The following is a 13,634-nucleotide window of genomic DNA, read 5'->3' on the forward strand; positions in this document are numbered from 1 at the left end:
GTTGCAATGGATCAGGTACTTATCGAACAATTGAATCGCTGGCATGAAGAAGACGAACAGCAGCGAATTGTGGACTTGTTGCTAACCGTTCCGGAGGAGGAACGAGAGTATGAGGCGGTCAGCCGACTGGGCAGAGCTTATAACAACTTGGGGCTTTATGATGAAGCGCTTAACCAATTGAAGAAAATTGCTGAAGCAGGTCAACAAGATCCAGTCTGGCACTTTCGGGTAGGTTTTGCCCTCTATCATTTGAAAAGATATGAAGAAGCAGCACAGGCATTCCGTACCTCAGACAAGTTAGAAACCGGTAATCAGAATACCGAATCATGGTTAAAGTGGAGCCTGCAAAAAACGGAGAAGCAGCAAAGACAAGAGCTTCGGATGGCAGCCAAAAAGGCAGCCGCTGTTGAGGGTTCAGCATCGGAGGAAATTCCTTTTTCGAACATGTCGCTTGATGACTTTTGGGACGACAGCGAGTACGCGAGAAAGTCCTATCTATCCGAGCCACCCACGGATGAACTGATCGCCTCGATCGAGGAAGAGCTCGGATACAAGCTCCCTGCCTCCTATCTTGCACTAATGAAGCATCAGAATGGTGGCATTCCGAAGAACACGTGCTTTCCAACAGAGGATCCGACCTCTTGGGCGGAGGATCATATTGCCATTACGGGCATTCTAGGCATTGGCCGAGAGAAAAGCTATTCGCTCTGTGGAGATCTCGGCAGTCCATTTATGATTGAAGACTGGGGATATCCAGACATTGGAGTCGTCATCTGCGATTGTCCTTCAGCAGGTCATGACGTAGTCATGCTGGATTACCGCGCATGCGGGAGAGATGGTGAACCCGAAGTCATTCACGTCGATCAGGAAAGCGATTATGAAATTACTTTCCTGGCTGAAAATTTCGAGGCATTTATCAGGGGCTTGGTGAGCGAAGAAGAATACGATACCTCCGAGGAGGACAAGGAAGCTGCTCTTTATAAAGTAGCCCACGGGAAGTTTTCTTCCTTGCTGGAGGAGCTGTGCAAGCCAGTATCGGAAGTGGAACAAATCGATCAGAAAATACGCAGCATTTGTACACGGATTGTAGAGGAAAAAGGCTTCTTTTCTTTTCATGCGGATGAACTCTCGTATCTGATGTACGATGTGCAGTTTTGGCTATACACAAAGTCATATCCCGATACCAGTCGCGAACAGTATTTGGCTGTCTATGAGAAAATGATTGCCTTTGGCGGAGAATTCGGTCAAGGTGGCTATGCCCCAGGATGGATTAGCGAATGGCTGGACCGTCGCAAGAAGGAAGGTCAGATCGTACAGGAAAATGGACACATCCGGTTTACAGATCAGTTCGCAGCGGAAGTGATTCGCCAGCTACGAGAAGCCTAAAATACATGCAAGCAACAAAGAGCCCACGTCGACGCGGGCTCTTTGCGCATCCCTGAATGCTATGTCGTACTACTCATGAAAATCGAGGCCCGACCTTACTTCTTTCACATACCCTGCCCGAATGACGAAATCTCCGAAATGTTCGCCTTCCTCACGTTCCTTCGCATACCGATTTAAGATCGGCCGCAGCTCATTCAGTATTTCTGCTTCCCCGATGTTTTCACGATATAGCTTGTTCAATCGATTGCCGGAAAAACCGCCTCCCAAATACATGTTGTATTTACCGACAGCCTTCCCAATAAAAGAGATTTCTGCGAGTGCGGGTCTTGCGCATCCATTTGGGCATCCTGTCATGCGAATGACGATCTCCTCATCGCGCAAACCCGCCTCATCCAAGATCAGCTCGATCTTATCCAGCAGTGTAGGCAAATAACGCTCTGCCTCAGCCATCGCGAGTCCGCAAGTCGGCAACGAAACACAAGCCATGGAGTTTTTCCGCAGCGCAGAATAGGAAGTTCCATCGGTGAGCCCGTATGCTTGAATGATCTTCTCAATTTCCGGCTTCTTTTCGCTGGTGACATTCCCAATGAGGAGATTCTGATTCGGCGTCAAGCGGAAATCCCCCGTATGCACCTTGGCAATCTCCCGTAGGCCGGACTTCAGGAGGTAGTTGTCCTCGTCTTTTACACGGCCATTCTGAATGAAAAGGGTAAAATGCCAGTTATCGTCACTCCCTTTCACCCAGCCGTAGCGATCGCCATTATGCTCGAAGTGATAGAAACGTGCCTTCTCCAGCTCCCAGCCCAGTCGTTGTTCCAGTTCATGGATAAACCATTCGATACCGCGGTCGTCGATTGTGTATTTGAACCGAGCGTGCTTCCGCACTGCGCGATCTCCATAGTCTCTCTGGATCATGACCGTTTTCTCGGCGACATCCAATACTTGCTCCGGCGTGACGAAGCCGATCACCCGCGCCACCTGCGGATACGTTGTGGGATCGCCGTGGGTCATTCCCATTCCGCCTCCGACTGCAACGTTGAAGCCCAGCAGTCGACCTTCCTCATGAATAGCGATAAAGCCTAAATCCTGAGAAAACACGTCAACATCGTTGGCTGGCGGTACGGCGATGCCGATCTTAAACTTACGAGGCAAATAGACAGGCCCATAGATCGGTTCTTGTTCTACCCCATCCCGACTGTCGACAACCTTTTCTTCATCCAGCCAGATTTCATGATAGGCGCGGGTCCGGGGGTCGAGATGATTGCTTATTTTTTTGGCCCATTCGTAAACCTCTTGATGAACTTCCGACTCGTACGGATTCGGATTGCACATGACGTTGCGGTTAACGTCCCCACAGGCAGCCAGTGTACTTAACAAGGCTTCGTTTACTTCTTGAATCACCTGCTTCATATTCCACTTAATCACACCATGGAGTTGAAAAGACTGACGAGTCGTCAGGCGAATCGTTCCATTCGCAAACTGCTGGGCGATATCGTCCATCATGAGCCATTGCTCTGGTGTGACAACGCCACCAGCGGCACGCACACGCACCATGAATTGATAGGCTGGCTCCAGCTTCTGTTTGCTCCGTTCGTTGCGAAGATCCCGGTCATCCTGCATGTAGCTGCCATGAAATTTCATCAGGCGGTTATCGTCCTCAGGGATGGACCCAGAAATCCTGTCTTCCAGCGTTTCCGTCAGACTTCCCCGCAAGTAATCGCTTTTGCGTTTAATGTCCTCTACATCGCTATGAGGAGCACTGTTTGGCGAAAGTAAATGATTTTCTGACATGGTTTCATCTCCCCTCTCATTCTTTCTCGAAAATCAGTAGACATCTCGCTGATAGCGTTTTTCCTGCTGCATCCGTTTCATATACGCAACGGCTTCCTCTGAATCGAGTCCGCCCTCTTTTTGGAGAATGGTGACCAAGGCTGCTTGAACATCATGCGCCATCTTCTTCTCATCTCCGCATACGTATACATGCGCCCCAGCCTGTAGCCATTGGTAAAGCTCCTTGCTCTTCTCAAGCATCCGGTGCTGAACATACACCTTTTCGCTTGTATCTCGAGAGAACGCGACATCCATATGCGTCAGTACGCCCTGTTTGAGCCAACGCTGCCATTCGAGCTGATAGAGAAAATCCGTGGAGAAATGCTGATCGCCAAAGAAAAGCCATGTCTTGCCCGTCGCCCCAAGCTCCTCCCGCTCTCCCAAAAAAGCGCGGAATGGAGCGACACCCGTGCCAGGACCAATCATGATCAGCGGAGTGTCCGGGTTAGCCGGAAGCTTAAAGTTGGGGTTATGCTGCACAAATACTGGCAGCGTATCACCCGTCTCCAAACGATCCGCGATATAGCTCGAACAAACGCCGTACCGCTCACGCCCATGAGCCTGATAGTGAACATTGCGAATTGTCAGATGAACTTCGTCTGGGTAGGACTTTAAGCTGCTTGAGATCGAATAGAGACGCGGCGGCAGCTTTCTAAAGATGGAGACAAATTCTTTGGCAGGCACGCCCTTCAAATCGTAGTCCTCCACCAGGTCTAGCAAATCCCGATTTCGAACATAATCGCGAAGCTTTTGCTCCTGCCCTTCCGCGAGCAATTCCTGCAACCCGTTTCCTGATGATAGCTTTACTACTTGTTCCAAGAGAGGCTTGGTGAGAACAGTGATTTCAAAATGACTGGACAAGGCCTCTTCCAACGTGCGCTCTTCCCCGTTTTTATGAATAGGAACGAGCTCTTCCGTCTTCCAGCCCATCGTGTCAATCAACTCACGGACAAGGTCAGGATGATTTTTAGGATAGATCCCCAAACAATCTCCCGGTTCATACTCGAGATTGGAACCCTCAAGGGAGATTTCCAGGTGGCGGGTTTCCTTATCTGATCCCCGTCCGTTCAGATTCAAGTTCTCCAAGACCACAGCCTGAAACGGATTCGACCGTGAATATTCGGTCTGTGACCCTGTCCTGATCACTGCACCGCCCACGACTGCGCTTGCAGCAGCAACCTGAGTTGCCGAAGTTTCACTGAGAGAAGCCAAGACCTGATCCATCCATTCAGAGGCTTGCTCGTCGTAATCCACATCGCAATCCACCCGGGGAGTAAGGCGCTTGCCGCCGAGCTCTTCCAACCGCTTGTCGAACTCTTTGCCGGTTTGGCAGAACAATTCATATGAGGTGTCGCCCAATGCCAGTACGGAAAACCGCAGGCCAACCAATTGCGGCGCTCTTTTGCTGTGCAGGAATTCATGGAAGGAGATCGCGTTGTCCGGTGGTTCACCATCCCCGTGTGTGCTTACCACAACAAGCAGGTTTTCAACCTTTTTCAACGCATTCGTCTTGAAGTCGCTCATGGAGGAAAGAGTTACGTGGAAGCCATGCTCCTGAAGCTTTCCGGTCAGCTCCTTGGCCAACTTTTGGCTATTCCCGGACTGAGATCCGAAAAGCACTGTCACCTCTTTGGAAATGACTGCCCCATTCGCAGCTGAAATGGCTTGAAACCCAGCGGCCATCGGTGCTTCTACTTTGTGAAGAGCTGCAAGATACCCGCTCAGCCAAACCTTTTGCACCTCCGAAAGCGTGGGCAGCAACCGATTTAGGAGCTCTACTTGTTCCTGACTGAAAGGACTGTCTGTCACCTTAAGTACCAACGATATACACCTCACACGAGAAAAAATTAATTCCGAGTAATCTTATATGATTATTTACTTTAAGCTACCACAGCGAGTAGAACCCGAGCAATTGGAATTCGTTATTGTCATCATAAGTTTTACTAATCATTGGAAAACAACAAAGAGCCCCGATCCTAAGATAAGGAACCGGGGTGTTTTTGACTCATATTCTTGCTATTCAACTTGTTACGTACATGAAAAGTTACCTTTGTCCCTGTACCTACCGTACTTTCGATAAGCAATCCTGTTCCGAAGTGTCGTTTTAATCGCTGATCCGTATTGATCAATCCGACTCCTGAACTGCTATCTGCTTTTCTTTCTAATAGTTGTTGGACTTGATCTTCGTCCATTCCGATCCCATCGTCTTCAACGGCTATTTCTGCATGAGTTTCCTGGACAGAAATTCGAATCTTAATTTCCCCCCCACGAATGCGGTTCATCACACCATGTTTGATCGCATTTTCAACGAGAGGCTGGATCGTAAGAAAGGGAATTTTTACATCCTCACAGTCATCTATCTCCCAAACAACCTGTAGCCTTTCTTCAAACCGGACCTTTTCAATATATAGGTAAGAGCGCACCAGACTTAGCTCCGTTTCGATCGGAACAAGCCCGTCCATATCTTCAAATCTGAATTTATTCCTCAGAAAATTGCTAAACTCGTAAAGCAAATCACGCATCTTATCCAAATTAATGTCACTTAAAGCCGTTACAGCACTCAACGCATTAAATAAAAAATGAGGCTGGATTTGCGCTTGCAGCCACGCAGCTTCTAATCGCAGTTGTTCCCGAACGGATTGTTTAATCGTAGTTAGCGCCTCAATCCGCGGTTTTATTTCCATTCCTTCCACTGGTTTGGTCACATAATCGTTTGCTCCCGCTAAAAAACCACTTTGAATATCTTTTGGTTGGCTTCTTGCAGTAAGGAGCAAAACAGGGAGCTCCGTGAGTGTAAACCGCTCGCGAATCATTCGTGTCAGCTCATAACCGGACATCTGCGGCATCATAATATCGGAAATAACGAGATCCCATTCCTTTGTATCCAGAATAGCCAACGCTTCTTTTCCGCTCGTCACCATTGTTACTTCATATTCGTCTGGAGGTAGTATAGCTTCCAGCACCTGAAGGTTAACAGGGTCATCATCCACAATTAATAGGCGCGGACGATCGCGATTCACGTCTAATAGAGTTGTTGGTTTCGTAGCCGAAGGGATAGATTGTACGACTACCGGTTCGAATGAACGAGAAACAGCTACCTCTTCCTCCGCTTCCCCATGTGCCAGCTTTAACGAAAATGTAAATGTTGAGCCTTTCCCTAAGGCTGAGGACACATCCAACGTACCTCCATGGAGCTCAACCAGCTGCTTGCTTATACTCAGACCTAACCCAAAGCCACCTTCAATCATGGTCTCGCTCGAGCTGGCTTGCTCGTACGGACGGAACAGGCGCTTTTGCATGTCCTCATCCATTCCAATCCCTGTATCATGAATCACAATAAAAGCTCTTCCGTCCTTCGTAAAAGCTTGAATGGAAATGATCCCTTCATTCGTATATTTCACAGCATTGTGAAGTAAATTGAAAACGATTTGAATCACCCGGTTCTCATCCGCGTGTACGGGAGGAAAATCTTCAGAGATTTGATTTACGATTTCTACAGACTTTACTTCTGCGTTAAATTGCATCATATCAAGTACCCCGGTCATGATGGGCTGAATCCATATGGCTTTTTTCTGTAGGCGCGGGTTGCCTTCCTGTAAACTCATCACATCAATCAAATCATTTAATATCAAAGTCAGCCGTCGTCCTACAGATAAAACTGTTTCAAGCTCTTTGATACTCCTTTCCTGCAACAAATGTCGTTCCCTATTTAAAACGGATTGGGACATGTTCAGAATGCTATGTAGCGGATTTTTAAATTCATGTGAAGTGTTGGCCAGAAATTGATCCTTATGATCATTCATTCTTTGCAAGGTTGCAGCAATCTCTTTTGTGTTGGCATGCATGATGAAATAACCCTTAAACCACACAGTGGCTAAGCACCCCATCGAAATAATCAGATCAAATGGATAATAGACAAGACTCAAGCCGCTTTCCCGCCAAATTAACGACCAAATAAAATGGTGAAGCAATGCAAGAAAAGAAAAAAGCAGTAAAAGATTGCTCATGATGTCTTTGATCAATTTTTTAAAGATGGAAATCAACGTGATCACTGCGGCTATACCGACCACTAGAAAATAAACCGGAAAGAGCATCGTCACCTGATCAGGGTCTAAAAACAACGTAATGCCAGCAATCCCAAAATTCATCACCTTGTATACAGGATACATCCTGCTCCAATAAGGGAGTTCGCGATGATTCATACACTCCAACAAAGCGTAGGCCCCAATGACGAGGGCAATATTCGCTAACCGGAAATCCCAATCAATGCCGATGTAATATAATTGGTGGAACAACTTCTCATCGTTGCTTAACACGCTAGTAAGCGCTATGCATAATGTCAGCAAAGAAAAATACAGCAGATTCTTTTTCTTATCTCCTAGTAAAAATAAAATAAACGCATAAACAGAATGTATTAAAAATATCATGGCTGCCAGAAGCTGCGTAGAAACGGAGACTTTTATTTCCTTTGCAATGGCTTCTTCTGAACCAAATTTAATGGATCGAACAATGCCGCTGCTTCGACCATCCACATAATTTGCCGCCTGAATGACGATTTCGATTACACCGTTTTCGTCTGCCGTAAAGGTTGAAGAATAAGGCAGATTCTTCGCAATATATTCATCCTCCGATTCGCCCACCCGCCCCGATTTAGCAAGCAAACGGCCGTTTACGTATAATTCCGATGCCGTGCGCACGCTGGGTACACGAATACTATAATTCAGGTCCTTTTCCGGATTTACATACAGACGCAAGCGATAAGAAGCAAATCCATAGGGAGTTGACTTGTCTGCATGCAAAGCTTCATTCCATCTTCCCGGAACCTGAATAAGAGCTGGCTCCTTCTCGTCTATTCCTTGTTGCCGTCTGCCATCCATCAACCATTGGGAGGGATAAAACTCCCACTCTCCATCGAGTAAGAGAGTGTCGCCATCTTCTGCATTCCAATCACGCAAATCGAATTGCCCATTCTTAATGTCCGCTTGTTGATCACGAAACGATTCCATCCACAAAATACGCGCACCGGATAAGATGATTACTAATAGCCCGAGTAATAGTAGGATATGGCTCTTTTTCATTTGGTATTTGGGTGTATGATTTGCCAAGAAGTATTCCTCTCCTAGTCATTTTCTTCTATGACATTCAAACAGAATCTATCCACAATTTACCACATAGGGTGTGACAGAGAAATACAGTTGCCATGGAAAAAGCTACGGTTATCTAGGAATACCGTAGCTTATCAAATGCAGTTTTTCTATGAATAGCGACCGATTCCGGCTCATATACGCCCCTACCAAGTCATATAGTGGCTATTAGGAACTCTTCTCCGCTTGGCAGCGAAAGTCCATCGGTGCGGCCAGTGAAGTAGCGCTGGTTTAGTTCTGCCGAGGATACATGCTGGACTTCTCGAAAACCAGCTTCGCGGGCCAGTGCCAGCATCTCCGGTGGTTGGAAGAAGCTGATGAAAGGCGTGCCGCTTGCTCGCGCTCCCTTTTCCGCCTCTTCAACCTCAGGACGCTCCTCGGTTTCTGTGAGGTTAAAGGGGAGCAGAAACGTCATAGCCAGCGTGGAGCCTGGAGCAAGCGTCGCTGCTTGGCGCAACGTTGCCACAATCGCATCCTTGGTGAGGTACTGGGTGACGCCTTGGCTGAGCTGTTCGGTGACCAAATCCTCAATAAAGCGTGCACGAGCCACAATAGATGCTCGAAATCCGCTAGTGCTCTCTGGTTCCATGTCGGGGCGTTGGCGCCATCCTTCTTCCGGGGCCGCTAGTCGCAGACCGATCTCGTCTTCTAGCACATGCGGTGGTGAATCGATCTGTGCGTGCAATGCTCGCCACAACGCGACCCGAACCGCCGTGTGGTCTGGCGCTGTAATTTGCTTATCATGCATGGATGCTTTCTCTCCTATCGATTCGTTCTATTCATATAAAATTCGCCTACCGCATCTAGGTTTTTTACCTTTCCCCCGACATGTAATTGTTCCAGATGAGAGAACTCTTTCAAATATTGCAGGTTAAGAGTTTTTTTCTCAGAGATAATCGATAATTCTCTTAGAGAGCCCAGCGTTTCTATTCCCAAAACCTCTGAATTCTCCAACTCGTATATGCCCAGGTGTAAACTGTGCAAATGTTTCAGTGTGGCCAATACTTCGGTGTTATGCGCCTGAGTAAGACTATTGAGATACAGCATTTTGACATGGGGAATCCGCAAGAGAGTATGTCCATCGAACGAGAGAGAATAGTGCCCATAGAAACGCACTCCGAAGTTTTCATCCAAACGCGCGCAAAGCTCATCCACTTCCTCCAAAATGGAGCCATAAAACTCCGGGTGAGAGAACTGGACAATCACTTGGTTGCCGTCGCGCAAATCCTGCTCGATCTGAACCCGGTCCAGCCCAACAGGATTATTGATCAGAATTCTTCTTTTCCATATTTTTCGCACGCGTACATCCTCCTATGGCAAGCTCCTTCGTTGATCAAACAAAGTAATGATCCTCAAACGAAATAACACCGTCTGTAAATAAAAATTGGTTGCCTTGAAACCTCTTTAAAATTTCAATGGAGAACTCCTCAAATGAGTCTGCAATCACCTCTTGATAACTCATACCGGAGTGATATTTAAAAATTTGCCCTGAGATGCCGTTTCTCCCCGGATCTAAATCCAGAATCAGATGAGAGGATGCTTCAAAATCAGTAAAAGGAATCCATTTTTTACTCCAAATCAAAGGCTTGATTCGATCTTCCTCAATCCAATCCACCTGTTCTTCGTCCTCAAACAAGTCATTCAGCATGGACCATGTTTCGATGATAGCTGGAATAGATAAAAAGGAGTTGTAGCCGATAAAAGGCACATGCTCTTGTTGTCCATTCCATGTAGATAGATAGTTGCGAAAATAAATGGGTAGTTGTACGTTTAATGTGCTTTCTAAGAGGTTTATTTCTTCCGCTGTGGCAGGGGGGTAACTGTAGAAAAAATCGGGTGTGATATCGTTTGGATATGTTTTAAGATGCTGTCCCAGATGTATGTCTTTCGCCATTCCTGGTTCACCACCACTTTTCATATATTTATAGCAAGGAGACGCTCATGTCGTTTCAAAATTCATATTTCTCGAATCGTTTTCTGAGAGATTCTTCGTGTGGTATCCACTCCGCATCACTCCATAAAGACATTCTTACGATTTCCGACAACTTATCAACGGCTTGATAGGGACTCGTCATGCTATTGAAGTCGTCAAAATCCTCATTACGGATATCCAACGCTTCTCGCAGGTAGTCATCATGAAGACGCTCTTCTTTGAGTCCATATTCATCCCTCGTCCACTGTTCACAAAAGATTCTTTCGGCTTGGATGTCTCCATTCTCGAAAAACGACAACTCGAATATTTCCTCATTCATGTATCCGGCTGTCATCACTGGTTCCTCGGTAAGCTGGGACAATGCTTTGCCGATCTTCTTCACCGTGCCCCATACAAAATAATCGTGGAGCACACTGATCCAGTTCTCGTTGCTTTTGCTTACGTACATGACAACTTTGATCGCTTGATCCTTATCTTTTGGCTTGCCTAGTACTTCGGGGTGCCTTTCGGTTAGCTCTCTTAATGCTTCGATGGTCTTCTCCAAGTTTTTCGACTTGATATGCAAATTTGCGAATGATCTTCCCACGAGATGGCCTCCTCAAATCGCTTTCTCATGCATGGTTGTTATTTCCATTTTAGTATTGGTCTTTCCTGAGTCTACTTACTTTTTGCCTGAATTTTCGTTACCCCCTAAGCCTCTTTCACTCTCTCACCATACTACTAATCGTTTCAAAACGATTATTCTCCATCGCCTGCTTGAGCCATCCATCGATCCGCTCCTTAGGTAGTAGGATGTTTCCTCCATAAGCATTATTCGTATGAAAATCCCAATCTCCATATACGAACATATGGTACTGACTATCTATTCGCTTTACGAGTCCCCATACGCCGATATTCCCCTGTGAACCAGCACTGATAAATAGCCAGTTCTGGTAGTTGAATATGTAAGGATCTCCAAACATCTCAAAACCCTCTAAATAACCTTGTCTTCCATCTCTTTCCGGAAATCTCTTGTTGTAATCCTGAATCATCCATACATCTAAAATCTTTACGCACAACCAAGCTTTAAACTCATTCCGCTCAATGACACGTTCAATGGAACACTGTACAAAAGAAGATTGTTCAATCTCTTCGGGATGCGAATCCCATCCATTAAAACTGGAGAGTACCGGAGTGTGCATTATCCAAAAGGGTTCTCCAATCCTCATATGGAAAGGATGGGAGACCTTCACCGTTCTAACCTGACCTCGCTCAGGCGGGCGATTAGAACGCAGCCAATGGCGCTCATCCAACGGGGGAACTTCGTTTTCGTAATCTGACCATTCCATCATATCATTTTCGAAGCCAGCAATATCAAACAGCTCACTTTCCATCCTTATGCGCTCTGATACGCCTTTGCATACCCCGCACGCTAAGGCAACGAGCTCTTGTTCCATTTGTTTCAACCCCATCCTGTCGAGAATTTGTTGCAGGGCTGGAGAAACGTGTCTGTAACGACAAGCTCTTGAAAAAAAGCCTCCGGTTTGGAGACTTCTTTTCGTTTCCCATACTTTTCTCAGGTCCAATTATTCGCTTCTCAAAATGTGCTCGATTCGCTTTTCCGGCACGATCCAGATCGCGGCAACGAGTACGTAAAAGAAGCCGGATACCCATGGACCCACATACGCGGTCAATATCGCGAGCAAATAGAGAACAGGAGATATTTTCACCTTCCAGTCTCTGCCCATTGACTTTACGAATGCAGAATCGCCAGAATGCTGGCTAATGATTGCGAGCTGAAGCAGCCTGTAAGAAATCGCTGCAAGCAGAAGAATGATCCCGTACAATGCCATCGGAGTGGGCGCAAACTGGCTTTCCCCCATCCACGCGGTCGTGAACGGAATAAGCGATAGCCAGAAGAGCAATATCAAATTCAGCCACATGAGTCGCCCGTTCATTGTGCGAACCATGTGCAGCAGATGATGATGGTTGTTCCAGTAGATGCCGATATAAACGAAACTGAAGATGTAGCTAAGAACTTTTGGACTTAGTTCGATTAACGAATGCCAGTCGTGGCCTTCTGGTACTTTGAATTCTAGTACCATAATCGTAATGATAATTGCCAGCACGCCATCGCTGAACGCTTCCATCCGGTTTGCTCTCATTTGGTGATCACCTATTTCCCGCTTCACGCGCTGAATTGATTTAATAGATATCCATAGTTTATTCTATCTTTTCTTCATGATGTCAAGCACAACCTTTCCCTCATTCAGGATCGTTTTAACGCAGACACTTGGCCAATTTGATGACGAAGACCGAGATCCCATTGTCCTTCAAAGTGATTCCCATTAGTATATGATGGAAGGGGGTAGGGTTCCGTTGAAAACAGCGAGTGAGATACTTTCGATAATCAGTAATGACAGTTTTTTAGAGAATGTCTTCAATAAAGATGTTGATTGGGACGCTGAATTAGACGCTAGGGATGCTGATGAATTTGATACGGCATGGAGTTCTAGTCACAAAAAAGTTGATGAAATTGCCCCCTCTGAAAATACTGTGATCAGAGAAATTAGGGAATTTGTGTTCAAACAAACTTTTCGGATAACCCAGAATTCAGAGCTGGCAGGGTATGCGTCGGACGACTTTGGTCTGATTTCCAAGGCGTTTGAAAACAAGATTAATATTGAATTTATCAATAACCTGTGGGATTCCTACCTGCAAGGGACATTCCCGAATTCCAGTATATGTGAATGAATCTTCATAAGTAGCGATTATGAGAGTAATCGAAAAAGACCGGAGAAGCATATAAAATATGCACTCCGGTCTTCTTGGATTAGGAAAGAGAGTTCCCTTTACTTTTTGGTTGCTGCTTCAATATCTTTGTACGCCCAATGGGTTTGAGGTACATCCGGCCAGCTTTGTCCTATTACCGTGCTTAACTGCGAATGGTTCAGCAAACGATTGATGATGGTGACCGTTTCTGCTCGAGTCAATGTCTTTTGGGGATGGAATGTACCATCTGGATAGCCAGCCAAGTAGCCTTCTTTACTTACTGCCGCGATAATCTGAGTTGCCCAGTGATCTGCTGGTACATCGTAGAAGTTGTTCGGCATGCCGTCTCCATTTAACCCCAGATATTTGTATACAATGGTCGCCATTTCCGCGCGCGTGATTCCGCCTCCCGGATTGAACGTGCCATTCGAATAACCGTTCATCAGTCCTGCTTCATTCGCTCTAAATACCCGATCAATTGTTTTTAAGAGGTGTCCTGAATATCTTGTCGAAAACTATTCTTTATGAAAATAATGAAATTGTCCCAAACATAGACAAGTATTGTTTTTTGCCAACCTGTTCTTCAACTT

Annotated in this window: 12 protein-coding genes; 2 read left to right on the forward strand and 10 right to left on the reverse strand. The window is 46.2% G+C overall.

The features are described 5' to 3' along the window. The first annotated feature begins 6 nt into the window (after positions 1-6). Entirely contained in the window at positions 7-1,386 is a 1,380-nt protein-coding gene (locus ACM6JA_RS00560) for an SMI1/KNR4 family protein (protein WP_414850732.1), read from the forward strand. 69 nt (positions 1,387-1,455) lie between these two features. On the opposite strand, the gene cysI is transcribed toward ACM6JA_RS00560, so the two are convergent. From cysI to ACM6JA_RS00605, 9 genes are all read right to left on the reverse strand, one after another. Further along, on the reverse strand, positions 1,456-3,177 hold the full coding sequence (gene cysI / locus ACM6JA_RS00565) for an assimilatory sulfite reductase (NADPH) hemoprotein subunit (protein ID WP_414850733.1): 1,722 nt from the start codon (positions 3,175-3,177) through the stop codon (positions 1,456-1,458). Between the two features lie 33 nt (positions 3,178-3,210). Next, on the reverse strand, positions 3,211-5,037 hold the full coding sequence (locus ACM6JA_RS00570) for an assimilatory sulfite reductase (NADPH) flavoprotein subunit (RefSeq protein WP_414850734.1): 1,827 nt from the start codon (positions 5,035-5,037) through the stop codon (positions 3,211-3,213). A 155-nt stretch (positions 5,038-5,192) separates the two neighbouring features. Further along, positions 5,193-8,321 carry an ATP-binding protein gene (locus tag ACM6JA_RS00575; RefSeq protein ID WP_414850735.1) on the reverse strand — a complete coding sequence of 1,043 codons (3,129 nt, stop codon included), beginning with the start codon at positions 8,319-8,321 and terminating at the stop codon, positions 5,193-5,195. A 193-nt stretch (positions 8,322-8,514) separates the two neighbouring features. Further along, the gene (locus tag ACM6JA_RS00580) at positions 8,515-9,108 is read right to left on the reverse strand and encodes a class I SAM-dependent methyltransferase (protein ID WP_414850736.1); all 594 of its coding nucleotides are present in this window, start codon (positions 9,106-9,108) and stop codon (positions 8,515-8,517) included. A gap of 14 nt (positions 9,109-9,122) precedes the next feature. Then, positions 9,123-9,659 (reverse strand): hypothetical protein, encoded by a 537-nt coding sequence (locus ACM6JA_RS00585; protein WP_414850737.1) that lies wholly within the window; start codon positions 9,657-9,659, stop codon positions 9,123-9,125. A 34-nt stretch (positions 9,660-9,693) separates the two neighbouring features. After that, the gene (locus tag ACM6JA_RS00590; protein ID WP_414850738.1) at positions 9,694-10,254 is read right to left on the reverse strand and encodes an SMI1/KNR4 family protein; all 561 of its coding nucleotides are present in this window, start codon (positions 10,252-10,254) and stop codon (positions 9,694-9,696) included. Positions 10,255-10,309: 55 nt separating this feature from the next. Then, positions 10,310-10,879 (reverse strand): hypothetical protein, encoded by a 570-nt coding sequence (locus ACM6JA_RS00595; protein WP_414850739.1) that lies wholly within the window; start codon positions 10,877-10,879, stop codon positions 10,310-10,312. 115 nt (positions 10,880-10,994) lie between these two features. After that, positions 10,995-11,729 (reverse strand): hypothetical protein, encoded by a 735-nt coding sequence (locus ACM6JA_RS00600; protein ID WP_414850740.1) that lies wholly within the window; start codon positions 11,727-11,729, stop codon positions 10,995-10,997. Between the two features lie 129 nt (positions 11,730-11,858). After that, positions 11,859-12,437, reverse strand: a complete 579-nt coding sequence (locus tag ACM6JA_RS00605) for a TMEM175 family protein (RefSeq protein ID WP_414850741.1) — start codon at positions 12,435-12,437, stop codon at positions 11,859-11,861. A 214-nt stretch (positions 12,438-12,651) separates the two neighbouring features. Between ACM6JA_RS00605 and ACM6JA_RS00610 the strand changes: the two genes are divergently transcribed. Then, entirely contained in the window at positions 12,652-13,026 is a 375-nt protein-coding gene (locus tag ACM6JA_RS00610) for a hypothetical protein (RefSeq protein WP_414850742.1), read from the forward strand. A gap of 98 nt (positions 13,027-13,124) precedes the next feature. On the opposite strand, the gene ACM6JA_RS00615 is transcribed toward ACM6JA_RS00610, so the two are convergent. Next, positions 13,125-13,523 (reverse strand): S-layer homology domain-containing protein, encoded by a 399-nt coding sequence (locus tag ACM6JA_RS00615; protein WP_414850780.1) that lies wholly within the window; start codon positions 13,521-13,523, stop codon positions 13,125-13,127. Positions 13,524-13,634 lie beyond the last annotated feature (111 nt).

Origin of the sequence: Brevibacillus sp. IT-7CA2 (assembly GCF_949767855.1) — a bacterium.
Lineage (GTDB): Bacteria > Bacillota > Bacilli > Brevibacillales > Brevibacillaceae > Brevibacillus.